19 protein-coding genes are annotated in these 25,072 nt (G+C 44.0%); 13 read left to right on the top strand and 6 right to left on the bottom strand.

Annotation, left to right across the window (positions count from 1 at the left end; translation table 11 throughout):
- Positions 1 to 75: 75 nt before the first annotated feature.
- The 5 genes from MHH49_RS06185 to MHH49_RS06165 all read left to right on the top strand — a co-directional run bounded on the left by MHH49_RS06185 (position 76) and on the right by MHH49_RS06165 (position 7,416).
- On the top strand, positions 76 to 897 hold the full coding sequence (locus tag MHH49_RS06185; RefSeq protein WP_341138015.1) for an aminoglycoside phosphotransferase family protein: 822 nt from the start codon (positions 76 to 78) through the stop codon (positions 895 to 897).
- A 293-nt stretch (positions 898 to 1,190) separates the two neighbouring features.
- A complete protein-coding gene (locus tag MHH49_RS06180; protein ID WP_076146239.1) occupies positions 1,191 to 2,747 on the top strand; it encodes a glycosyltransferase family 39 protein in 1,557 nt (518 codons plus the stop codon).
- Between the two features lie 31 nt (positions 2,748 to 2,778).
- Positions 2,779 to 3,027, top strand: coding sequence for a hypothetical protein (locus tag MHH49_RS06175; protein WP_341138014.1), 249 nt, complete (start codon positions 2,779 to 2,781; stop codon positions 3,025 to 3,027).
- Between the two features lie 96 nt (positions 3,028 to 3,123).
- Positions 3,124 to 3,876 carry a peroxide stress protein YaaA gene (gene yaaA, locus MHH49_RS06170; RefSeq protein WP_341138013.1) on the top strand — a complete coding sequence of 251 codons (753 nt, stop codon included), beginning with the start codon at positions 3,124 to 3,126 and terminating at the stop codon, positions 3,874 to 3,876.
- A 174-nt stretch (positions 3,877 to 4,050) separates the two neighbouring features.
- Positions 4,051 to 7,416, top strand: coding sequence for a HEAT repeat domain-containing protein (locus MHH49_RS06165; protein ID WP_341138012.1), 3,366 nt, complete (start codon positions 4,051 to 4,053; stop codon positions 7,414 to 7,416).
- A gap of 82 nt (positions 7,417 to 7,498) precedes the next feature.
- Here MHH49_RS06165 and MHH49_RS06160 read toward each other — a convergent pair whose 3' ends face one another.
- Entirely contained in the window at positions 7,499 to 9,274 is a 1,776-nt protein-coding gene (locus MHH49_RS06160) for an ABC transporter ATP-binding protein (RefSeq protein WP_076142576.1), read from the bottom strand.
- The gene (locus MHH49_RS06155; RefSeq protein WP_076098706.1) at positions 9,261 to 11,036 is read right to left on the bottom strand and encodes an ABC transporter ATP-binding protein; all 1,776 of its coding nucleotides are present in this window, start codon (positions 11,034 to 11,036) and stop codon (positions 9,261 to 9,263) included. Before MHH49_RS06155 ends, MHH49_RS06160 begins: the two co-directional genes overlap by 14 nt.
- 274 nt (positions 11,037 to 11,310) lie before the next feature.
- On the opposite strand from MHH49_RS06155, the gene MHH49_RS06150 reads away from it, so the two are divergent.
- The 3 genes from MHH49_RS06150 to MHH49_RS06140 all read left to right on the top strand — a co-directional run bounded on the left by MHH49_RS06150 (position 11,311) and on the right by MHH49_RS06140 (position 15,223).
- Positions 11,311 to 12,012 carry an ABC transporter ATP-binding protein gene (locus tag MHH49_RS06150; RefSeq protein ID WP_036684849.1) on the top strand — a complete coding sequence of 234 codons (702 nt, stop codon included), beginning with the start codon at positions 11,311 to 11,313 and terminating at the stop codon, positions 12,010 to 12,012.
- A 13-nt stretch (positions 12,013 to 12,025) separates the two neighbouring features.
- A complete protein-coding gene (locus MHH49_RS06145; protein ID WP_076317221.1) occupies positions 12,026 to 14,671 on the top strand; it encodes an ABC transporter permease in 2,646 nt (881 codons plus the stop codon).
- A 417-nt stretch (positions 14,672 to 15,088) separates the two neighbouring features.
- The gene (locus MHH49_RS06140; protein ID WP_256717801.1) at positions 15,089 to 15,223 is read left to right on the top strand and encodes a hypothetical protein; all 135 of its coding nucleotides are present in this window, start codon (positions 15,089 to 15,091) and stop codon (positions 15,221 to 15,223) included.
- A 210-nt stretch (positions 15,224 to 15,433) separates the two neighbouring features.
- On the opposite strand, the gene MHH49_RS06135 is transcribed toward MHH49_RS06140, so the two are convergent.
- Positions 15,434 to 15,880, bottom strand: coding sequence for a GNAT family N-acetyltransferase (locus tag MHH49_RS06135; RefSeq protein WP_076098704.1), 447 nt, complete (start codon positions 15,878 to 15,880; stop codon positions 15,434 to 15,436).
- A 21-nt stretch (positions 15,881 to 15,901) separates the two neighbouring features.
- Positions 15,902 to 16,891 (bottom strand): DUF4003 family protein, encoded by a 990-nt coding sequence (locus MHH49_RS06130; RefSeq protein ID WP_341138011.1) that lies wholly within the window; start codon positions 16,889 to 16,891, stop codon positions 15,902 to 15,904.
- Positions 16,892 to 17,114: 223 nt separating this feature from the next.
- On the opposite strand from MHH49_RS06130, the gene MHH49_RS06125 reads away from it, so the two are divergent.
- The gene (locus MHH49_RS06125) at positions 17,115 to 17,957 is read left to right on the top strand and encodes an aldo/keto reductase (RefSeq protein ID WP_036684855.1); all 843 of its coding nucleotides are present in this window, start codon (positions 17,115 to 17,117) and stop codon (positions 17,955 to 17,957) included.
- Positions 17,958 to 18,053: 96 nt separating this feature from the next.
- On the opposite strand, the gene MHH49_RS06120 is transcribed toward MHH49_RS06125, so the two are convergent.
- The gene (locus MHH49_RS06120; RefSeq protein WP_340939298.1) at positions 18,054 to 18,677 is read right to left on the bottom strand and encodes an NAD(P)H-dependent oxidoreductase; all 624 of its coding nucleotides are present in this window, start codon (positions 18,675 to 18,677) and stop codon (positions 18,054 to 18,056) included.
- 168 nt (positions 18,678 to 18,845) lie between these two features.
- Here MHH49_RS06120 and MHH49_RS06115 point away from each other — a divergent pair, with 168 nt between their 5' ends.
- Positions 18,846 to 19,520, top strand: a complete 675-nt coding sequence (locus MHH49_RS06115) for a winged helix DNA-binding protein (RefSeq protein ID WP_341138010.1) — start codon at positions 18,846 to 18,848, stop codon at positions 19,518 to 19,520.
- Between the two features lie 2 nt (positions 19,521 to 19,522).
- Here MHH49_RS06115 and MHH49_RS06110 read toward each other — a convergent pair whose 3' ends face one another.
- A complete protein-coding gene (locus tag MHH49_RS06110) occupies positions 19,523 to 20,461 on the bottom strand; it encodes a helix-turn-helix transcriptional regulator (RefSeq protein ID WP_340900264.1) in 939 nt (312 codons plus the stop codon).
- A 96-nt stretch (positions 20,462 to 20,557) separates the two neighbouring features.
- On the opposite strand from MHH49_RS06110, the gene MHH49_RS06105 reads away from it, so the two are divergent.
- The 3 genes from MHH49_RS06105 to MHH49_RS06095 all read left to right on the top strand — a co-directional run bounded on the left by MHH49_RS06105 (position 20,558) and on the right by MHH49_RS06095 (position 24,939).
- Positions 20,558 to 21,007 (top strand): VOC family protein, encoded by a 450-nt coding sequence (locus MHH49_RS06105; protein WP_076098699.1) that lies wholly within the window; start codon positions 20,558 to 20,560, stop codon positions 21,005 to 21,007.
- Between the two features lie 241 nt (positions 21,008 to 21,248).
- Positions 21,249 to 22,946 carry a hypothetical protein gene (locus tag MHH49_RS06100; protein ID WP_076098698.1) on the top strand — a complete coding sequence of 566 codons (1,698 nt, stop codon included), beginning with the start codon at positions 21,249 to 21,251 and terminating at the stop codon, positions 22,944 to 22,946.
- Positions 22,947 to 23,058: 112 nt separating this feature from the next.
- Complete coding sequence (locus MHH49_RS06095) at positions 23,059 to 24,939, top strand: PAS domain S-box protein (RefSeq protein ID WP_076098697.1); 1,881 nt, start codon at positions 23,059 to 23,061, stop codon at positions 24,937 to 24,939.
- Positions 24,940 to 25,072: the final 133 nt, after the last annotated feature.

Genomic DNA, 25,072 nt, shown 5'->3' with positions numbered 1-25,072 from the left:
AGCTGACTCCGAAAGGAAGAACCATTTTTGAAAACTCCTATATCTCTCATAAATTGGCTAGAGCACAACGAAATCATGAACGACTTATTAAATCAGGAAGATAGCTTAACTGCGCATACAATGGATCAAGGATTTGAAGCTGAGGTCATGAGGATTAATTCTGATCAAGAGAGCTATGTACTGAAAACATGGAATAAGGAATCCAGACCGGATGTCCAGTTTCAATATCGTTTATTGGATGTTCTATCCGAACGAGGAGTAGCCGTCTCTAAACCAGTGGGCTGGGGAATCAATCCGGAGGGACATAGGGTGTTGTTAACAAGTTTTGACGGAACCCCTATTCATAAAATGAATACTCGGAAAATGAAGGAACTCGCAAGCCTATTAGCAAAAATACATAAAATTCGCGTTGAAGAGATTGGAAATATACAACTGCCAAAATACGATTTCATCGGCTACTTTTTCCCTGAAGCCAAAGAACAATCTGATATTTATAATGTGTTGACTATTCTTGTTGAGCAAACTCCAATGAAGCAAGACTGTATCATTCATGGGGATTTTCATATCGGAAATATAGTGGAGGATAAAGAGCGATATACCATAATTGATTGGACGAACGGCCAGTTGGGAGACTCTAGATATGATTTTGCCTGGTCACTTATTCTGCTGAAAATATATATCTCCGAGCGTTATGCTGATGTGTTCCGATCTGCTTATCTATTGGAAAATGATATAGATCAGGAAGAACTTGAAATCTTTGAAGCCTGGGCATGTCTACGGTGGATTTTGCTGAATAGAAGAGGTAGCACACCGAAAGGGCCTAATACAACGAAGAGAGTGAAAAGTTTAATCGCTGATAATCGGTTTTTAAAAAAGATGGATAGTAAATTCTTCTGATGTACGCAAGGATGGATGGATTTTCTGGGAGATTGGGTATATAATGTAACCCGATTCCCAAGGCAATAGCCGCTTTTAAGGGCGGTAGGCTTCAGCAAATAGGACACGACAGATAGACCGCATGCCTTTGTGAGTGGGCGGTCTATTTGCGTACCCCTCTTTCTAAATCTCTTCTTTGCGAATTCCCACATATCCGATTTTCATTGGATTTTCAGTTTGGGTGTTTATAATGCTTTTTATGAATCGGGGCAGCGGATTGTAAAGGGCTTTCGATTGCGCAAAGGAGGTTTTCCATGATAAGAGGAATTCAAAAAACATTGTATCTCATACTTGCATTCTTTATCGGTCTTTTTATCGCATCCTCCTTTTTTATTAGGGCGAAATATAATTATTTCGTATATGGGGACACGCCAATTTTGGAGAGACAACAGCTGGGTCTTTTTATTCTAGTGATCGCAGTGGTGCTGGCATTAAGCGTTATTTTGTATAAAATGTGCCTGAAGCTTAATAAGTACAGTTGGAAAATAGTCATTCCAGCCACACTGCTATTTTCTTTTGCAATCCAGATGGTGATTATCTTTCTGTTTCCACGCTTGCCGACGGATGATTCGCAGACAGTGCTTTCATTGGCACTCGACATGCTGTACAGGAATGATTATTCGTCGTTTGACACGAACGGCTATCTGCATATGTTTCCGTTTAATTTTTCGATCGTTTTATATTTAAAGACGTTGTTGTTGATCTTTCCGGATAATTATCTGGTAATCAAAATATTTAATATTCTGTTTACACTCTTAACCTCATTAATGATTTATATGCTGTATAAAGAGCTCAATTATAAGTCCAAGGATAAGGATTATGGCATCCTCGTGTTTGCCGCAACCTATATCCCTTCATTGTTTATGAGTAATTTTATCTATAACGATGTGATCGCTACCGCTTTTCTGACAAGTGCTTTATATTTTGCCATAAGATTTATCAAAAGAAGGTCCATTAAGGATATTTTCTTCGCAGCTCTCTTACTGGCAATAGGCAACTATTTCCGCAGTATCGGTGTTATTTTTCTGATTACCGTGGTGGCGGGTCTTTTATTTAACATACGTTCTATCGGAGTGAAAAAGGTTCTTAGCGCTTTGTTTATCACGGCCATATTGTTTAATGTTCCCGGCTGGACGCAAAATGCTGTGCTGCAGGCGACGAATGTTGCAGATGAACCGATGAACGAAAATTCCGCACCTGTCTACATGTGGCTGAATATGGGGATCAATCTGGAGACGTTTGGGTTCTGGGACAACCGGGAGAGCTACGCAATCTATCAGCAGGATGCAAATTATAATAAGGCAGAAAGTACGGAGTTATTTAAAGAAGAAATCCGTAATAAACTCTCCGAGGCGGGCCTAAGTGACTTAGTGAAGATGTATTATAAAAAAATCGTTTGGACCTGGACGGAAGGAACCTACCAGATGGAACGATATGGGCTCGGAAACGACGGATCATCCAGTAACGGGGGAAGAATGGGCTTTGTCATGGACCGTTATAGCTACACTAATGCTGCTACGGATTTGTTTAAGGCAGACTCCAATTATAGAAGTGGAATGTTGTGGCTGCTGTATGTTCTGAATTTTCTGATGTATGTGTTTATACTCGTTCGCTTAATCGGTGGAATAAGAGCCAAAAGATTTGAAGAGACCTCTTTGATTCTTGTGGTGCTGGGCTTTATCGGATTCTATCTTTTATGGGAGATCAAGTCCCGGTATATTTACCCGGTGTATCCGCTGCTGATCGTATTATCCTACATGGGTTTTAAGGACGTATACGATTATATGTTAAAAAGATATTTTCCACGTTAACTATGTTCGCTCGGAAAGAGGGGATTCAAAGATGCGGATCAAGCGATATTTCGCTTTGCTCATAGCAGTGCTAAGTTGTTCCATGGTGCTCGTCTCCTGCGATGCTATTACCGCACAGAAGATAACGAGTACTGACTCCGGGTTAAGAGCGAACGGGGGACAGGGCTTCACCGGCGGGCGGGGGAAAGATGGGGGCGGATCTCCCGGCATGAATGGTGGGACAAGGAGAAACGGCAACCCAGGTACAGATGGCGGTGGCGCACAAGGTGGGCGGCAGTGAACAAATTTCATGAACTTGCCCCAAGCCTACGAAGATTAAGTGTGATAGGATAAGGTTACATTTAAATTCCCCGCGGGGGTAAGAAAAGGGAGCACCATGAGAATCATTATATCGCCTGCCAAGAAGATGAAGATGGATACGGATTTCTTGGATTGCCGCCAGATGCCGCAATTCATAAGCGAGTCGCAGACTCTTCTGGCCTTATTACAAAAGTTGAATTATGAAGAAGCCAAATCGTTATGGAAATGCAATGATGCCATCGCCACGCTGAATGTGGAACGGATTCGGGATATGGATGTAACACGGAATCTTACACCGGCTATTTTTTCTTATGAGGGTATCCAGTACCAGTACATGGCACCCGGGGTACTTCAAATGGAGGAGCTGGAATATCTTCAGCAGCATTTACGGATATTGTCCGGATTCTATGGAATCGTCCGGCCATTTGACGGCGTTGTTCCGTACAGGCTGGAGATGCAGGCTAAGCTTAGCGGACCTGGTTTCAAGTCTATCTACGAGTTCTGGAACAGGAAGCTGGCAGATCAGCTATTGTCGGAGACTGACATCATTCTGAATCTGGCCTCTAAGGAATACAGCAAGTGCATCACCCCTTATATTGGCGGAAACGTTCGAATGGTTAGTTGTATATTCGGGCAGGAGATCGGCGGTAAGGTAGTGGAGAGAGCGACCCTGGTCAAGATGGCCAGAGGTGAAATGGTACGCTTCATGGCTGAGCGGCAAATCAGCTGTGTGGAGGATATCAAAGGCTTCGACGGATTTGATTTCAGCTTTGCTGATGAGCTGTCGGATGAGAGTACGTATGTGTTTATTCAGAAAAAGAATGATTAGAGCAAGCAGTACATGAAGGTAATTCTGAAGGAGGTTGAATAACCGGCTTCAGGGTTACCTTTATTTTTTGGTCAATGAAACCAGATGCTGAATTCTAGTTTTTTTAAAGGGGATAGATTAGGGTATAGAGAATAAAGTTCGGGTGGAATAAGAACAGGTTAACGAGGAGGACTTATGATTTTCAAAAGAGATCCATTGGATAAACAGAGCTTACTTAAAGAATTGGATTCGCTAGGCTATTCCGACAGAATCAAAAAAGTAGCAATCTTAGGCCGTGATCATCTCGGATCTGTCCAGTACTCCCAATTACTAGCCTCTTTGCTGGAGGATGGCGTTTATGAAGCGCGACTTGCCTTAATCGGCGCCATTGCAACACAAGATGCTGCTATTATTCTATCAGCACTGCGGCATCCCAAGGCAAGTATCAGAAATACGGCTGCGGGTCTTTTGGCAAGGGTGGCTTCGGATGCTGATATTGAACGTGAGCTCCCCCATTTATCCCATGATTGCCGCCGCAAGCTGCTGCACAGTATTTCACAGATTAACCGTCAGGAATTAGCGGAACGCTTATTGCCTGTAGTGTATGCCCGGTGGGGAGCAGAGGAAGCCGCGATTATATTGCAGGCCTGTTATTCGGCAACGGTAAGTAAATGGCTAGCTGATATCGGGTATGCCATAAAAGACTGGAAGAAATTATCCAGCCGGCATTTTGACGTAGTGGCGGAATACTTTGCAACAACACTGGAAAGCACACCACTCAGGGAAAAAGGCTATGTCTGGTGGAGATTCTCATCAGCTCTGGAGATCCTATGCAATCTGAAGGCAGATTTGGTGCTGGAGTGTGCGCTGAATCATGGACCCATGGACATCATACATCCTGCTTTAAAAGAACAGCTTGGCACGCTTGTACGCCAAAATCCTAATAAGGTATATCAGCTGTTAACACGAACGGAGTCGCGGAGCGATCTGATTTCTTATGGTGTTCCTGAAGCTGTTCTTAAAAGGAAAAAATATTTATCCATTGATCAATGGATTGAGATAGCGAAACTACTCGCAGATCACCCTATGCACATAGCAAAGCTGCTTCATAATATTGCACCCTCTAAGCGCAAGGTCATTTTCGATGCTGTGTATGAAGAAGATAAACGCAATGAACGCATTTTTCCGGAAAGATTACTGTATGTATTACCACATGCCTTGCGTGACAAGGAAGCCACCCGGATGCTTGGCCTTCGTGAAATCAATGATGACCGGGATAGAACAGTCAGATTTACAGCTTGCCGTTCTATTCTTCATTCAAGAGCGGGACTTGAGCAAGCAACACAGGTATCCAGTGCAGACGAACGTGCCACGGCGCTTATGCAGCTGATCAGAAGTACCGTTCTGTCGAGACAGGGCATGAATGAAACTTTGGTGTACCTGGGCCGGATTAAAAATGATCAGGATCCTGTCCGGGGCGCTGTATTTAAAGAGCTATCGGAAAGTCCTGCGTCTGTGTTCACGGATGCCCATGTACAAGAGCTTACTTTGCTTGTTGATAGTGTTATAGAGGCCAGAGATACTTCATATGGTACAAAATTTCCCGTTCAACAACTGGCATTTGCTATTCTCCGGCATAACGCATTACTTCCTCACGGTGAGCTGTTTAAGTTTTCTTTAAAGACGATTCAGAAATTGGCCAAGCAGAATGGGCAGCTTTCCCTTCCATCATTGGAGAAGAATTTACCCCGGGGAGTAGAAGAGATTATCTTCGACGAAATTTATACATTAGCTGTACAGGCCAACAAAAGAGAAGACTACAATCTGGTGTTAAGTCTAGCTAGCTCATTCGGTAAAAGAGGTTACGGCATCATAAAACTTCAAAATCTGTTAAAGGAAGCAACGAGGGCAAAGGCAGATTCTACAGCCATACAAGCGGCCAGATACTGGCTTGCGCCTCATACAACGCGTGATGCCAGAGTTAAGGAATTATTAGCTTTAGATAAATCGTATATTACGATCCATGAAGTGTTCCAGCATCTGCATCTGAAGCGTCAGGAATGGCTCGATCCTTTTATTTCAGGGGCTGTCATTAAGGGCAAGTTCCTATCAGGCAAAACTATCTATCTTGTGCCGGCCGCGGATGGATTCCACAGATGGCTGCCACGTCAGCAACAAGCTTTAAGTGCCTTATTAGAAAAAGTTGCATACGATGCCAAACGTAATCTTTGGGAGCGTGCAAGCGTTATTAAGATCATGGCAAGCATGCCTGATCTCGGTTCGGATAGGTTACTGGGGCTTATGCAGGATAAGGAAGTAACTGTAGTAGAAGCTGCACTTCATGCCTTTTCACTTATGGAAGAACCGGAGAAGGCACTTCCCGTTCTGCTGGAGAATCTGGATGGGGACCGGGCCCGTGTAGCCATGTACTCGATACCCAGATGCATCCGCAGGGTGAATCCGGTGTTACTGGTTACCATGCTGAAAGAGCTGCTGAATCGGGATAAGCTGAAGATCACTGTCAGAAAAGAAGCCATCCGCTTACTGGGCGCTTATAGAAGCGATGACAGTCTTCCGCTATTGATGAACGAGTTCGAGAAACCCAATGCACACAAGGATGTAATCATAGCCATAGGGCATGCTGCGAAACAGCTTTTAGATGATGAACGCGCTTGGGACATGTTAAGTACAATGGCTTCTTCATCAGAAAGTGACATCGCAGGAAGTTTATTATCTCAACAGCCTAATGCTCTTCCGCTAGACTTTAGACCACGTTATCTAGGATTAATCCTTGAAATTGCAAGGCACCAGGATGCGTATATTGGCAGATATGCTTTCATTTCTATGATGCGGTGGACAAATGGAAATGAAGGGATTGTTGCAGCTGCCACCGCTCAGTCTATTACGGATTTGGAAGACAGCACTAGATGGGAAACTGCTATGAATACGCTGGTAGAAACCTGTCGCGATGGTAAGATCAATGAGGTAGTAGTTGGTGTATGTCAGAGACTGGTTAGTGCAGCGATAAGTGATGAATGGAACGCTACTGCCAAAAGAGATTTGCCTCATCGGCAACGTCTACTGAAATTAGTCAACCAGCTGATAGCTTTGCCAAAAATCACCCGGATGCACCTTATCCCTTTGTATACGGATCTGATTGACTGTCTGGCATCTGATGAGACCTTACAGCAAGCTGTGATGAAATTGTATATAGCAGCAATAGACTGGAATAACGTGGAGGAATCCGCCAATTATCTGAATCGGATCGTTACCACTATTTCAAATCAGCCCCAGCTATTAAGCGATGTTTATAAGCAGGTCGCGTATAATTTAGAAGAGAGCACGGGATACTGGAGTCCGGAAACTTTATTGGAAATTGTAGATGTTCTAGGGTCTGAGAGCCGTTATGAATCTCAGTATATTGGACTTTCGTTGCTTGAAGTTGCCGGAAGTGCTCTATTGTGGAGTCCAGAGCCTGCAGAGCGTCTGCGGTTGTACAGAAATCACACGAACCTTGCGGTTCGCTCACTTGCGCTAAATATTTGGACGGCGATAGATTAGTTTTTGATATTTTTTTGAAAATATAAAACACCAAAAGAGCTCAGGCTGCAAATCGGCCTGAGCTCTTTTGGTATTTCTTCAATTAAGCTTCCATCTTCTGTGCTGTGTAGAGGCGGTAATAAAGGCCCCGCTGTGCGATAAGCTCATCATGTGAGCCGCTTTCCGCGATGCCTTTGTTAGATACGTACATAATACGATCGCAGTTTTTTACGGTGGAGAGGCGATGCGCGATAATGAACGAGGTGCGTCCCTTAAGCAGTTCATTCAGCCCTTTTTGCAATAAGCGCTCAGTCTTCGCATCAATGGAAGAAGTGGCTTCATCCAAGATGAGAATGCGCGGATCTGCTAAAAGTGTTCTTGCGAACGAAATGAGCTGCCGCTGTCCTTGAGACAGCTTGGAGCCACGTTCATTGACCTCTGTCATGTAGCCTTGATCGAATTCACGGATGAATTCGTCGGCGCAAACGGCCTTTGCAGCGGCGATTACTTCTTCTTCGGTCGCATCCAGTCGGCCGTACCGAATATTGTCCAGAATGGTACCGGAGAAGATGAAGCTATCCTGTAACATAATCCCCATCTGGCTGCGAAGAGATTTTAACGTCACCTGCGAGATATCCTGGCCGTCGATCAGAATCTGACCACTGGAAATGTTATAAAACCGTGAGATCAGATTGACGACGGTTGTTTTGCCCGCACCTGTGGGTCCTACCAGCGCGATGCTTTCTCCCGCTTTGACCTTGAAGGAGATATTTTCCAGAATATTAAGCCCCGGGTCATAGGCGAAAGTTACATCGTCGAAGGTGACATGGCCCTGTACAGATGGCAGTATTTTTGCATCCGGAATATCACTGACGGTAACCGGTTCATCCAGCGTTTCGAAGATACGCTCAAGATAGGCAACGGCGTTGATGAAGTTATTGTACAGGTTCGAAAGACTCAGAATCGGCTGCCAGAAGCGGGCAGCGTAGCTGCTCATCGCCAGAATGACACCGAGGGTCATATCTTGAGGACTCAGAGTTAGTAGGCCTACAAGGAAAATCAATGATGTAACAATCGTAGACAAGTTGTCTACAGAGAACGGAATAAGTAAGTTGTAACGTTGAGCCTTCATCCATTCTTTACGGAAATTACCTGCGAGACGTGTGAAGATTCCTTCGTTACGTTGTTCCCGGGAGAACATTTGTGTCACACCAATACCGCTGATGCTCTCTTGCAGATAGGCGTTCAGGTTAGAGCTTTTGTTGGACACTGCTTGCCATGCCCGGCGTTGCCGGGTTTTGATCAGCAGCATGATGCCAAGGAAGACTGGCAGTCCGGCAAGGATGACAAATGAGAGTCGTACATCGACAGCGAACATGAAGGCTGCGATAAAGAGTAAATTCACGATTTCTAGAATAAAGTTGATAATCCCGTTGGACAGCACATCTGAAACGGCGTTGACGTAGTTTACGACCCGGATAAGGATCTTGCCCTGTGGGCGGTCGTCATAATATTTGAAAGGCAATTCTTGCAGATGCTTAAACAAATCCGTTCGGATGTCAAAAATAATATCCTGCCCAACACTCGTCATGATGCGCGAGCGTATCGTAGCCAGATAAACACTGACCACGATGGTCACAAGCATCAGTGCAGCCCAACCCAGCAGTGCAAGCTTCTCTTTTGCCGGAATGGTCACGTCGATGACATGTTGCATGATCAGCGGAGCCGACAGTGAAATGGCTGCTGAAAGTGCACTGAGCACGAACGCAACAATCATTGGCGTTTTCTTTCGTTTGATATATACCATCGCACGCCGGAAGTGTTTTATATTAAACGGCGATTCAAGATTTTCATCGACGTCAAATTTATTCCTTGCCACTTGCGGTCACCTGCCTTCCAATACCCTCGTTCTGCAGTTTAAACACTTCGTAATAGTAACCACGTTTCGCCAGCAGTTCAGTGTGAGTCCCTTCCTCAACTAGCTTCCCGCCATCCAGAATGAGAATACGGTCCGCTTGCGAGGTAGTAGATACACGCTGCGCAATAATAATTTTCGTACAAGGATAGTCCAGTTCACGCAGACTTTTTTGGATATGCTCCTCCGTCTCAAGGTCGACCGCAGAGGTCGTATCATCGAGAATCAGGATAGGACGGTGTACCGCCAAAGCACGCGCTAAGGCAATACGCTGCTTTTGCCCCCCCGATAGTCCGACTCCGCGTTCCCCGACAACGGTATCATAACCTTCAGGCATTTTGGTAATGAAGTCGTGTGCGGCTGCGAGCTCTGCATAACCCATTGCATCTTCTTCCGGAAGATCAGGATCGCCATAGGCGATGTTTCCATCAATGGTATCAGAGAACAAAAGTACATCTTGGGTCGCCATGCCGATATTTCCACGAAGTTCATCAAGCTCCAGCTGCCGAACATCAACACCGTCTACGAGTACGCGCCCTTCAGCTACATCGTAGAAGCGAGGGATGAGGTTGATGATTGTTGTTTTGCCTGATCCTGTCGCGCCCATGATTGCTACAGTTTCACCGGGTTCAACAGTAAAGCTAATATCGTCCAGTACGATAGCGCTATCATATTTGAAGCGGACATGATCGAATTCAATACGGCCTTCATAACGGCGTTTGTCAGTGACAGTATGCTCGTTAACAATATTTGGCCGGGCATAATAGATATCTACAATTTTGGACAAGCTCGCAAAAAAGCGCTGAATATCGTTGATAATGATACCGATGTTGCGCATAGGGTTCGATATAGCCCAAATAAGCGAAGAGAAGGCCATAAACTCACCGAAGGTGATCCGGCCGTTCATAAGGAACAGACCACCAACCAACATAAGTATTACGTTGAAGCCCTGAGCGAAGGATTCCAGATAAGGAAAATAATCAAGCCATACAAGGGCGGCCTTTTTGTTCGCCGTAGAATAGTTGACATTCTTCTCTGTGAATTTTTCGACCTCGAATTCTTCACGGGCAAAAGCCTTGACCACACGGTTGCCTGAGATATTCTCCTGTGTAGTCGTGTTAAGCTGGGACAGCCGTTCACGCAGGTCAATATACATAGGACGGACGCGTTTAGCGAATATGTAAGCCACGATAAAAATGGGCGGTGACAGGATAAGCATCCACAGCGTCAGTTCCGCATCTATGGTGAAAAAATAGATAACGGCGGCAAGAAAAATCGTTAGCGATTCAATGATCGTCTTAAAAATCCAGGCCATAGAGTGACGGACCATGTCCAGGTCGCCTGTCATCTTGGTCATGAGATCGCCGGTACGATTATGATCGTAGTATTTTCTGTCCTGTCCCTGAATTTTGTTGTACAAATAAATGCGGACATTGTACATCATATTTTGCGAGGATATCTCGTACTGCATGGTCGTGAAATATGCGAGACCTGTGCGCAGTAGAGAAAATCCGATCATGCCCAGACAGAGCATAATCAATAATTGCCGTTCTTGTGTAAGATTCTGCAGGGCGTTGTCACCGGCTATAAACGTATCGACAATGCGCTGACTGATGTACGGATTCACGATTGTAAGACTTGAGCCCACCACCGAAAGGCAGAGTGCCAGAATGTATCGCGTCCGGTTTCCCTCTAGGTTCTGCCATAGCCATTTCAGTTCGAACATCTGATCACCTGTTTCTGATTGTTCTTGTTCTTTCACTCTTGCCTGAAAAGAGTAAATAAAACAAAGTGATTATAACATTATCAAATGACTAAGTATCGTTTACGGTAAAATTTCCTTGTTACATTATTGTTACAAAAAAATGAACTTATTAATGATGTGAATTTCACCTTGTGTAATGAGGGTTTGCCATTCGGGCTTGAGCGTTCTAATTATGATAAACTGAGACAATGTAGAGTAATTAGACTTAGTTCGGATAGGGACAGGAGGAAGAGGAATGAGTTTTGTTGCTGTAAAAGGGGAGTACAAGCGTTACAAGATGGGCGAGAATGTAATTGTCGCGAATGACGGGATTGATTTTGAGATAAAAAAAGGTGAATTTGCCGTGATCGTCGGCCCAAGTGGTGCGGGTAAATCTACAGTGCTTAATATTCTGGGTGGAATGGATTCCGCCGATGAAGGTCAGGTCATTGTGGATGGCATTGATATCGCCAAGTTTAGTGCCAAGGAGCTGACAGGCTACCGCCGAAATGACGTAGGTTTTGTATTTCAGTTCTATAATCTAGTGCCTAATCTGACCACACTGGAAAATGTTGAGCTTGCTTCGCAGATTTCTCCGCGTGCATTAGATGCGCGTAAGGTGCTGGAGGATGTGGGTCTGGGCGCGCGGTTAGATAATTTCCCGGCTCAGTTGTCCGGTGGTGAGCAACAACGTGTCGCTATCGCCAGAGCGTTGGCTAAACAGCCGAAGCTGCTGCTCTGCGACGAGCCGACAGGAGCGCTTGATTATAACACCGGCAAGCAGGTGCTGAAGCTGCTGCAGGATACTTGTCGTAACACCGGGACAACGGTCATCGTAATTACACATAATCTGGCGATCGCTCCGATGGCTGACAGGGTTATAGAGATTAACAACGCTAAGGTACGGAAGATGGTGATCAATCCTTCGCCGGTATCCGTTGACGATATTGAATGGTAAGGAGAAGGCATCTATGAAAAAGCGAGCATTGTGGAAAGATATTTTTCGTGAAATTGGGCATACCAAAGCCCGGTTTATTTCGATTTTTGCAATTATTATGTTAGGCGTCAGCTTTTTTGCCGGAATCAAGGCCACTGGGCCAGATATGCTGAATACAGCTGGAACCTTTTACAAAGAGCAGCGCTTGATGGATCTGAAGGTGCAGACTAACTACGGCCTGACCGAAGACAACATCGGGTTACTCAGAAATGTACAGGGGATCGATGAGATTCAGCCGAGCTATAGCACAGATGTATTCATAGGTGATAATGCCTTAATACTTAAAGTCAATTCTTACAACACGGATAAACCACTTAATCAATACCGTATTATTGAAGGCCATCTACCGGCGCATTCCGGTGAAATCGTGCTGGACGATAAGCTAGCGGAAGAATATGCGTTGGGTGACAAGGTATCTTTCAGTGGAAACGGTACGGATGCGGAGCTGTCGAATAGCTTCGAGACACTGGAGTATACCGTAGTTGGCTTTGTTAGAAGTCCACAGTTTATTGAGCAAAGTACCCGGGGCACCAGTGGGATCGGCAAAGGTACGGCGGATGCGTTCGCCGCGATCCCGGAGTCGGATTTCAAGCTTCCGGTGTATACGGAAGCCTATCTGTCCTTTAAGGATACAGCCGGGGTGAAGGCTTATTCGCCGGAGTATGAAGATCTGATCGAACAGCATACCCATGCTGTAGAGCAGGCGATGTCCGGCGTGCCGGAAGCACGGCTTGCTGAGCTGCGGGCGGAAGGCGAGAAAGAGCTGTCCGGAGGCCGCGCCAAGGTGGCCGCCGCCGAGCAGCAGCTTGCGGATTTGCAGCGCCAGCCGGAGGAAGTGCAGCAGGAACAGGCTGCAAGCATGAAGGCAATTGCTGCCGGACTTGCTTCTGCCAAGGAGGAATTGGCGGCAGGGGAGCAAAAGCTTGCAGAGCTGGAGCAGCTTAAGGTCTACGTTACTGACCGAAGCGCTAATCCGGGATATGCCGAATATAAAGATAACGCTGATCGGTTGTCGGCGATTGCGAGTGCGTTTCCTGTGTTCTTTTTCCTGATTGCTGCGCTGGTCAGCTTGACGACCATGACACGGATGGTTGAGGAGCATCGCCTGCAGATCGGGACCCTGAAAGCACTTGGTTATGCTAACCGCGACATCATGGCCAAATTCCTGGTCTATGGTACGCTTGCCAGTCTGGCGGCTTCAATTGCGGGTCTTGCGGTTGGTTTTACCCTGTTTCCGGGTATTATCTACGATGCGTATAGTGCAATCTATAACTTGCCGGATATCACGAAGAATTTCTATCTTTCGTATTCGATCATATCCGTTATCGTAGCGTTAATATGTACTACGTTGACGGCGTGGATTGCTTCACGGGTAGAATTACGCAGCAATGCTTCCGTATTGATGCGTCCGAAGGCACCAAAGAGTGGCCAGCGTATTTTACTGGAGCGGATCACTTTTGTATGGAAGCGATTGAGCTTTGTCCAAAAGGTTACCGCACGGAATCTATTCCGCTATAAGCAGCGGATGTTCATGACTGTATTCGGTGTGGCTGGCTGTACAGCGCTGATCCTGACGGGATTTGGTCTCAAGGATTCAATTGGCAGCATCGCCGGGTCGCAGTTCGGCACGATTATGAAATATGATGCACTTGTGGCACTGCATGAAGATGTGTCTGCCGATGTGCTAAAAGCCTACGAAAAACTAATTGCTGGTGAAACTGCAGTAACTGGCACGCTGAGTGTGGCGCAAGAACGGATGACCGCACATGCTGGTGGTGTAAATGATCAAGAGGTTCATCTGTTCGTTCCTACTTCCGTTGACTCCCTATCCGATTTCGTGGAGTTGCGTGATCGAAAGAGTGGAGAAGGGCGGATGCTTACGGATGATGGGGCTATTATCTCAGAGAAGCTGGCTAAGCTGTATGGGCTGGAGTCTGGTGATAAATTGACCGTGGTGGACAAAGATAATGAAACATTCGAGATTGAGGTCGCGGCGATTACAGAGAATTATGTAATGCACTATGTTTATATGACACCGGCGTATTATGCTTCTGTGTTCGGAGAAAAACCAGTATTCAACACAGAACTGCTGAACTACACCGCACATGATAAAACATGGGAAGACAAATTTGGTGAAAAGCTGACGGCTAATGAGGGCGTCGCTGCCATCAGCTTTTCCAGCAGTGTAGGCTCCGCCTTCGATGAGACTATGAAGAGTATGGACGTTGTAACCTTGGTGCTCATTGTTTCAGCGGCGGCATTGGCTTTTGTCGTCCTCTACAATTTGACCAATATCAATGTGTCCGAGCGGATCCGGGAGCTGTCAACCATTAAGGTACTGGGCTTCTACGACAAAGAAGTAACCATGTATATTTACCGCGAGAATATGCTGCTTAGCCTACTCGGTATTGTGGCTGGATCGGGTCTCGGCATAGTGCTGCATAGCTTCGTCCTGAAGACGGCTGAGCTGGATGCGACGATGTTCGCTCCGATCATCAAGTGGCCAAGTTATATTTATGCGGCGCTCCTAACACTGTTGTTCTCCGGTATTGTCATGGCGTTCATGCATATTAAGCTCAAACGAATCCATATGATAGAGGCTTTGAAGTCGGTGGAATAGCATCTAAAAACGCCATAGCTGCGGCTTTTTCTATGGATAGCTTCACTGGAGTCCGAAACTATGCCTCAAAGGCTATAAATGAGCAAATAGAGTCATCTGGCTCTGTAAGGAACAGGGGATGGTTAGGAATCGACGCTATCGTTCGCTATCGGATGCCATCCGACGATTTCTGACGATATTGTTTGCTATCTGAATCTATGCCCGACGCTATCGGACCTAGATGACCTTAAACGCCGGATTATCCGCCATTTGGGATGTTATCGGACTCCATAGCAGCTATTGGCATAAAAAACGTCAGAAATGCGGCTCTTTCTATGTAATAGCGACACTGGAGTCCGAAACTATGCCTCAAAGGCGACAAATGAGCAAATAGCGCCCCCTGAGTCCGTAAGCAACAGGGAACTATGATTCGGCGATGTGCATGAGGATATAGGCGTAGAAGTAAATGTAGAGGTAGATGTAGATGCGGAAGTAGAAGTAGAAGTAGAAGTAGAAGTAGAAGTAGAAGTAGAAGTAGAAGTAGAAGTAGTTGCAGATATTAGTTATAGGTGAACCGAATACTCGAAGCCGCTTCGCCTAGCTCCTCTTATCTGCTTCTAGCTCCTCATATCTACTCCTAGCCGCTCCTAGCTTCGCTAACCTAAACTCTATTGAAGCAGACAACTAAAACACAGAGCAGCGATTCTCTCGTTTGAGAATCGCTGCTCTGTTGTTTTTTTACGATACTAAAATGCATCGAACTGTCTCCTGCATAGGAAAAAGCTACTTAAGCGACATGTGCAGGATAGGAAAAGGATTACCTTGTTCGTCGAGTGCTGAACGCTCAAAAACCTGAAATCCCATATGCTCATAGAAACCTAAAGCTTGGGGATTTTGCTCATTCACATCTACGAGGTGTACGTCGAGTTCCTGCATGACATAAGCTACAAGTGCTTTTCCAACGCCTTTTCCCATTACAGCAGGTTCTACGAACAGCATTTCAATCTTATTATTCTGAACCCCTATGAAGCCAATCAACTGTTCCTCATCATCTGTAAAAGCAAACAAATCGCTTATGCCCTCAAGCGCCTGCGTGACCAGTGGCCGCAAAGCATCAATATCCTGCTCGGTTAGAAAAAGATGAGTATGCCGCACGGATGATTCCCAAATGTTCAGTAAACGGTTTAACAATTCTTCATTTCTAGTTGTGAAGCTTTTTATGGAGTCCATATCTTTCCCTCACGATTCAATCTAATTCGAAGAAGAAGCTGCAGCCGCAGCTGACGCAGCCGCTGCCCCGGCAAGAGCAGCCTGCTGAGCAATTATAATATTGGTAATGTTGGTGGAAAGCATCGTAGTTAATACGCCGTTTTGTACATCCTCCACAGATCTGAAGGCTACCAGCGCAGAAGACAAGAGCAGTAATTCCTGCTTGCCAATAGACCAGTTACCGAAGCCCTTTTTTGTACGCAAAAATTCGTAAGTCTCCGAGACATCAGTAACGATGTCCTCCTTGTTGCAAGGGAGCAGGGATAGCACGCCTAGTGAGGAGAGGGTGTATTCCTTGTCTAGCCGGATACCCTGTGCACGAAATGCATCTCTTAATGCCAATACACGGTCCGCTGCTTGAGAGGCTTCTTCCCCAAGAACCAATACCTGGGTCAGGGCTTGCACACTGTTGCCTGACATAAATTCGGGCTTAAGTGTTACATAGAGCTGCTCCATGCGGTCCACGCCACTCTCAACATCGATATCGGAAAGACCAAGCATAGCGGAGAAGATATAATCGTCCTGTCCGGTAAGGAAACGATGTTTTGCCTTCATACTATCGTAAAATAGCTTTGCCCGTTCTACCGTACGCTGATATCGATCCGATGTTGCATTAGCAGCGATTTGATAGGCAGCAACGACGAGATAATCAGAGGCTCTGAATTTGGCTTCCTTCATTAAATCATACACGGTAAATGTGTTGGCAAGCAGAGTTTCCTTTTCGTCAGAAAGTGAAAGCAGGGCAGCAATGCTGATCACCGAAGCCCCTCTAAATTGAGAGAAAATCCCGGTACTCTCCTTAATTAGCTCGTAGCTAGCACGAATGGCTTCGTCATCTGCAACTTTGTCCTCTACAGCATACAATAGTGCCGCTAACCGATTAACCATTGCATTTTGCCATGGAAAAGCTTTTTTGATCCTCTGAGCGTTGTCTGCGAACAATTCAAGCCTAGCTGGATATTGCTCCTTCATTGGGTACACCTCTTATCTCTACTTTTAATTCATAACATTACGAAAATCCAGTGCTGTAGATTCATTTTACTATAAAAAATAAATCGGATGCCCACGAAAGCGGCATACCAATAAGCTAGAGGTTGTTCAGGTAACCCAATGATTGAGTTTACTATGAAGATGTTATAATAATTATAAGATGGATCGGCAGGGGCTTAAATGACAACAAAGGAGAAGTGCGACGATGACTGAGAGAATACCTGAAATCATATTGAACGATGGAGTGAAGGTGCCTGCTATTGGTTTTGGTACTTACGCGTTAAATGGTACTGAGGGAGCACAAAACATCACTAAGGCGATTGATGTTGGCTATCGTCTGATCGACACTGCGTTTAATTATGAGAACGAAGGTGCTGTAGGCCAGGCTGTTCGGCAAACTTCTGTGCCTAGGGAAGAACTGCTCATTACTTCCAAGCTGCCAGGTCGCCATCACTCTTATAAAGAAGCATTAGCCACCATACAGGAGTCTTTATTCAGAGCCGGATTGGATTATTATGATTTCTATCTCATCCACTGGCCTAACCCTAGAGTGAATTTATATGTTGAAGCCTGGCAGGCGATGATCGAGGCACGGAAGCAAGGTTTGATCCGCTCCATCGGTGTATGTAACTTTTTGCCGGAGCATATCGAGCGTTTGATACAAGAAACTGGCGTAGCGCCGAGCATGAATCAGATTGAGCTGCATCCTCATTTTAATCAGGAAGAGCAACGTGCATGGAACAAAGAGCATGGGGTAGTGATTGAATCGTGGAGTCCATTGGGACGAGCTAGCAGCGTACTGGAAAATGAGAAAATAGCGGAAATAGGTAAGGTTCATAATAAATCGATATCGCAAGTTATCTTACGTTGGCATATACAGCTTGGGGCTATTCCAATTCCAAAGGCTTCTTCTCTAGAGCATCAGCGCGATAATCTGAATATTTTTGATTTTCAATTATCGGAAGCTGAGATGACCGTTATTTCCGCATTAACCTCGCCAACAGGTCGCATAGCTGATCAAGATCCCGCATCGTATGAAGAATTTTAATAAATTTAACTAAAACACGCCAGTTATTGGCGTGTTTTTTTATATTAGGCTAGCCTCAGAATCAGTCAGCGCTTGAGTAATTTAATCTAGTCTAGTTTAGTACAGTCGTGCAAACCGTTGTTCTGTTTTATCGAGATGCTTCACCCGCTCTTCTAAGCTGCGATCTGACATCCCGGCATAATTATACCAACGGAGGTTCTTCCGTATTCCCATTTTGCGGAAGGTGCCTCTAAATAGAATTTTGGTGATGGGGTTGCCAAAAATCCAGCGATAAAAGAAGTCGGGTGTGTTCATTACGGTCAGCAAGGACACTCCTTTAATATTTGGGAGCAAGCATTTGAAGGGCCGCCCAGGTTTAGTTTCTTCGTAGACAATGCCTTTTGCGAATACCTTATCAAGAAAACCTTTGGTAAGAGCGGGCATGGCTTCCCACCATATAGGGAAAATGAAGACGATATGATCCGCTGCTATAAGACGCTGCTGATAATTGGCGACTAGCCGGTCGGTGGTTTTCTTTTGTCGCCAAGCAGTGAGTTCTTCGCGTGACATGACCGGATCAAATCCATCGGCATGCAGGTCGATAAGATCAATCGTATGGCCTTTGGTGGTGAGACCTCGCATAACGGAGGCTAATAAAGCTGCGGAATAGCTTCGCTGATGGGGGATATTCTCGGACGCTGATGCACCGTAGGGATGATCAAAAATAATTAAGACATTCATATAAACACCTTCTTTATCATTTATTGTTTCCTAGAAATTAAATATTAACTATGGAAACAATAATACGTTTTAAGTTTCCTTGTTGTCAATATTATTTCTAGGAAACTTTATTTATGAGCTGTATCTTGTTAAAATGAGCATAAGATGAATTTACGAGGAGACGTAACAGTGACGCATTCTTTCGAGAACTTACCTAATAAGGATATTTTGATAAAAAAATTAATAGAGATGATTCCCCAATTACAAAAGCAATTTCAATCGGAGGATGACGAAGAGAAGGAATGGTTGATTCAGAACTGCAGTAATCCCCTTATCATTGATTTCCTCCAAGACTCCACAGTCATGATGCTGCATGTAATAGATGCGATTGGACAGCTTGAGCCGGTGAATGGCACTACCATTTCGAAGCAATTCGGAATTCCAAAAGGCAGCGTGTCCAAAATCACTAGAAAATTAGTACAACAGGAAATTATTCGCACGGAGTTTCTCCCCGATAATAAAAAAGAAGTGCTTTTTCTTACAACACCTCTAGGGAAAGAAATATTCGATTTGCATTTAGCCCTACATAAGCAGATGAATAAAGGGATAAACCGGTTTCTACAGAGATATAACCCAGATGAATTGTTATTTATAATCCAAGCCTTCGAGGATACTTTGCAAGCGTCATGGGTTCATTCGGAATCGGTCGCTGAAAAAGAACTATTAACTACCGGAGCATCTCTTGAGCCAGTGGAAAACGATGAAATGAGTCAAATCGTAGACATGCTTAACCAACTGGATATGCGTAACCTCAAAAAGGCTAAGGCAGTTCTCCAAGCTGTGTTTTTCACCCCTTTTGAATAGCTTTATATTTTTTGATAGTGATTTACGAGTTGCTCTAACTTATCTTTGATTATTTGTTTTAAGGCTTCAGGTTTCACGGATGTAACAGCATGACCATATCGCATAAAATAATTAGCCAAGAAATCCTCTTCACCTGGATTGTAGAATCCCTTAATGACTGTTTTCGGACCAACCTCTATTTCCATAGAAGGATAATGTTCTTTATAAAAAATATCCTTTGCTTGTTCCGCAATCTCAACTTCAAAGTCAATACTTTTCGCAGACTGATAGATCTCTAATGAACGACTAAGAAGTTCTTCTATAGAATAACGAGCCTTGCTTTCCTCTTCTTCAATGAAGGTTATTCGATCACATCTAAAAACTCTATATGTATTCGTCGCAAGCTCTATTCCAGTGGCATACCATTGACCAAACTTAGCGGAAATCCTAAAGAATTGAACAGGGTAGCTTTTTGTTTGGTTTTCTTTTGTATATTCAATGTTACAGGCACTCTCATTTAGAATACTTGCTAGGATTTTATCTAAAAAACGGCTGACATGCTTATGCTGATACATTTCGAATTGCAGGACCTTTTTCATTTTGTGAATCTGGTTGATTTGTGTACTCGATAGACAGTGCTCGAACTTTTCGTTTAGCTTGTTAACACTTAGATGAAAGGGTGTAGATTGATAAGATTCTAACGTCAGCATGGCAAAATACAGCGCATAGACTTCATCTATCGTGAAAATAATAGGGGATAACAATCTGTTTTTTAGAATACCATAACGTCCGTGTCTTCCATGTTCCGCGAAAATAGGCATACCCAATTGTTCTAATGAAGTAACATCACGTAGCGCTGTGCTTTTTGAAATATTGTATTTCTCCATAAGGTTACTTAGATTAAAAAACTCTCGCCCGTTTAAGTATCTCATCATGTCATTTAATCGTTCTGATTTCTTCATATAAAAAGCTCCTTATTAAGGTGTCATGTTTTGATACCTTTATATATGATAATAAGTTTAAGATCACATATCAAATATACGAAGGAGATTTACACTATGAGTACAACACTAGAAGTAGCTATTTTCTTATCGATGAAGGGAAGAGCCAAGGAAGCTATAGAATTTTACAAAAAGCATTTTGATGCAGAGGAATTGTTACGTGTTACCTATCAACAACTCGCAGAACGTGACAGCTCCATACAGCATACGGATGAAAATAAGGATTATATTACTCACTCTGTCCTGTTAATCGGAAAAACAAAAATAATGATAGCAGAAGATACAATGAATACGAATGAGAAATATACAGTGGGCAATAACACTTCATTATGTATTCAAAGTGCTGATTTAGAGGGGATTGAAGGTTTTTATAAAAGCTTAATCACAGACGAGCGCGTGAAAATTATTTCTCCGTTATCCAGCAATGTGTTTAGTAAAGCCTACGGTATCATTGAGGATCCCTTTGGTATTCAAATTCAACTCATGTTTGATGAAAGATTACATTAAAAAAGCTTCATGCTTCTAAAACAAACCAAGTTTAAGATCAGCCGACTAAATTTCAGGGGTATTGTCCTGAGTTTGGCCGGCTTTTTTCTTGAGAGACGGATTACCTGCAACCAAACGATAGAACGAAGATCGCGAGACTATGCAGATTGTGCTTTTTGACGTTCCTTTCTAAATTAAGGTGGCACAGCAAATTACCGATAAATATAATAGCTAATGAATATATCTAATGGAGGAAAGACGGATGAAGAGGATTTTTAGTATATTGCTGATGTTATTACTGGTTATACCAGCGCTCGGCACTACAACCTTTGCGAGCAATACGGTGAAGGCTAAGGTAACAGAGAGCAGTACATATTTTGATGGAGAACAGCGGAACCTGAATGGGTTCAACATATCGAATAACAATTATTTCAGACTACGCGATTTGGCAGAGTATTTCTCGGGAACGAGCAGCCAGTTTGATATCACTTGGAATAAAGCGAACAATGCGATTGAGATCATAACTGGACAAGCTTATACGCCCGAAAAGAAAACTACGAGCAACTATTATAGCCGCAATAAAAATTATGCAGCTACGCTTTCCAACTCTAAGGTGCTGGTCAATGGACAGTTGCAGTCTATTACGGCGTACAATATTGATGATAACAATTATTTTCAGTTGAGAGATTTGGCGGGCAAAATCCCGTTTGATATCGAATTTGACGTTCAGTCTGATCGCATATCGTTATTCTCCAAAATCCCAGATCATGCTTACCGGGTAAAGACGGCGGCTGTAGTTGAGAGTAACGGGGAATCTTCTTATTTTCCTAGATGGAAAAGTACGGCCTCTTCTTATCTTGTGAATAATAAGGATGGGACTGTAAGTGTCATTGAGGCGAACAAAGAGTTTACGATTGAAACGTATAATGAGAAGTACGAACTAACAGGCAATAAGAGCATTCCTTTTGAGCTTCCGGTGTTTGGTGGTTTCTATAGTGGGGAGAAGTATAACTATATTGCTTTTGGCCAAGAGAACCGCGAAGAGAATGATAGCAAAGAAGTCATTCGTATTGTCCGTTATGATAAAAGCTTCAATAGAGTAGACAGTGTCTCCATAAAGGGTGGGGAGAGCTATACCGTTAGCCCGTTTGATTCAGGCTCCGGTAGTATGGCTGAGGCTGGAGATACGCTTGTATTTCACACCTCACGTACAAGATACACGACAGAAGATAAATTAAATCATCAATCCCAGCTTACTATTATCGTAAATACTAAATCCATGACTGTGACCAATGATCTGGGAAGATTCCAGAAGAATCATGTCAGTCACTCTTTTGACCAATATGTATTGTTTGATGGTGCAGCGCATGTTCTAGTCGATCATGGTGATGCTTATCCTCGTTCGATTGTTCTGAATAAAGGAGACGGAGCCAGTTATAACGAAGTAGACTTATTTAATATTCCCGGCAAAATCGGAGCGAACGCGACGGGTGTTTCTATAGGCGGATTTGAGCTGTCCTCGGCGAACTATATAGTCGCTATGAATTCGGTAGATCATTCACTAGTCAAAGAGTATACATCTTATGAGATGGTGGGTTTAGAAACGGACCAAAGGGATGTCATGCTTAGTGTGTTGCCCAAGTCCAACCTGAGCAGTACTTCGGTGAATCACATCACCTTGGCTAAATATGTAGGCACGAACCTGATCGCGTCCATCCCTAAACTAGTAAAAATTACAGACGACAAAATGATGGTGCTGTGGCAGGAGTTTGATAAAGAGAATCATCCGGTTGACCTGAAATATGTTCTTATAGATGGAGCGGGAAAAGCTACTAGCGACATCCAAACGATCAAGTATTTTGCCTTATCAGAGTGCAGTCCTATTATTAGTGGGGACAAAATCATTTGGTATACGAACAATAAGGGGTCCAGAGTGTTCTATTCGATCCCGTTAAATTAACGGATTCAATTAACAAAAAAGTGGGTAAATTAGACTATAAGCTATAAATAGGACCTTCTAATTAGAAGGTCTATTTTTTCACGCAAAAATCACATCATCCATGGAGGTCGCTATGCATCGCGTAAATCTAAACCAGGAACAGTTCAACCAACAGGTGATTAATCACGCCTCCTTTGGGATCGCCCTTTTAGCGCCAAATGGTTTGATTCTGACCGTAAACCCAGCCTTTGAACAGACTTTTGGTTATTCCACTGAAGAGTTTGAGGGTATGCGGTTAGAAGACCTTTCTCACCCCGAAGATTTCGGCAACCTTCATGATTTAAAGGCACTCTTGGGTGAGAAAACAAGATTGCAGATGGAAAAGCAGTTTATCACAAAAAATGGAGATTATATTTGGGGACAGCTTACTCTCCACTTATTCAGCGACGAGTCGAATCAGCCAGCATATTTCATTTGCCAAATCGTTAACATTACAAAGCAAAAGGAATCCGAGCAACGCCTTCAGGAGTCTGTTGAACGGTATACGTCGCTTAAAAAATACAACCATGACGCCGTCATTTCCTTTGACCTTGATGGTCGAATCATTAACACCAATAGTATGGCTGAAAAGATAACGGGCTACGCCATCGAGTCCGAGTTGATCGGGATGAAGCTTGCAAGTCTGATTGGAGAAGAGAATGTCCAGCGCATTCTGGAAAGAGCCCTTTACGATAATACGGTTGAGCAGTATATCAATAAGCTTGTCACTAAGGAAAGCGAAGTAGTTGAAGTGCTCACCAGTATTGCACCCATTTATGTGAACAATCATAATATCGGATTTTACCTTATATGCAAGGACATTTCCGAGCAAAGGCAATTGTCGCTAGCTAAGGAAGCCGCAGAGTCCACGAATAGAGCTAAAAGTGAGTTCCTGGCTATGATGAGTCATGAAATTCGCACTCCCATGAACGGGGTGATCGGCATGACTGATATTCTGCTTGAAACAGAGCTTAATGAAGAACAACGTGAATATGTAGAAATCATTCGCAAAAGCGGAGGAATCCTGCTCAATATAATCAATGATATCCTTGATCTTTCAAAAATTGAGGCAGGCCGTAGCGAGCTGCAAGAGGATACATTCGATCTGCGAACTTGCCTCAAGGACAGCTTTTCTGTTATCGCAATAAAAGCTGAACAAAAAAATCTGGAGCTCACCAGCATCATAAATCATGACGTTCCGGAATTTATTTACGGTGACGAGGAACGCTTGAAGCAGGTGTTCTTGAACCTGCTAGGCAATGCTGTGAAATTCACACCGGCGGGCAGCATATCGGTAAAAGTTAGGCTTGTAAAGGAAGATCCCTCCCTGCTTGCCTTTACGGTAACCGATACTGGCATTGGAATTGATCCTGATCGACTTACTGATATTTTTGAACCGTTTGAGCAGGTGGATAGCTTTATGATGCGGAGACATGAAGGTACGGGGCTTGGCCTTGCCATCAGCCGCAGAATTGTCGAAATGATGGGTGGTGAGATCTATGCGGAGAGTGACGGCAAGAGCGGTACGTCGGTTACCTTCACAATCAAGCCCAAGAAATCAGTGGTAATCCCTCGCCAAGAGGCTAACATTAACAAGCTTCATACCGCACGTGAAGCAAGAATTTTACTTGCTGAAGACAACACTATCAATGCGCTAGTACTGACCAAAATACTCGAAAAAATGGGTCACAGCGTTATCGCCGTAACAAACGGCATAGATGCGGTTGAAGCAGCACGGAAAGAACCCTTTGATCTTATTTTATTGGATCTTCACATGCCCATTATGAACGGCATAGAGGCTATGAAGATGTTAAGAGATGAGCATCAAGAGAAATGTCCGCCCATCATCGCGGTCACGGCTAATGCTTTGAAGGGTGACCGCGAAAATTGTCTAGCTGCCGGGATGGACGAGTATATCAGCAAGCCTGTAAAGCGTGAAGTCATCGTAAAGATGTTAGATCAGTTTGTGATCTAATATAAACTGCATAACCTCTTAGTGATATTATCCCCTTCAGGTGAACAGTAAAAAGCCAGTCCATTACTGTTACACTTGGAGGGGATCGCTCTATCCATTGAATTACATAGCATTGCACGTTATACTTTGAAAA

The organism is Paenibacillus sp. FSL F4-0122, assembly GCF_038002845.1.
GTDB classification, from domain to species: domain Bacteria; phylum Bacillota; class Bacilli; order Paenibacillales; family Paenibacillaceae; genus Paenibacillus_AQ; species Paenibacillus_AQ odorifer.
This window is presented reverse-complemented; position numbering and strand designations above follow the sequence as displayed.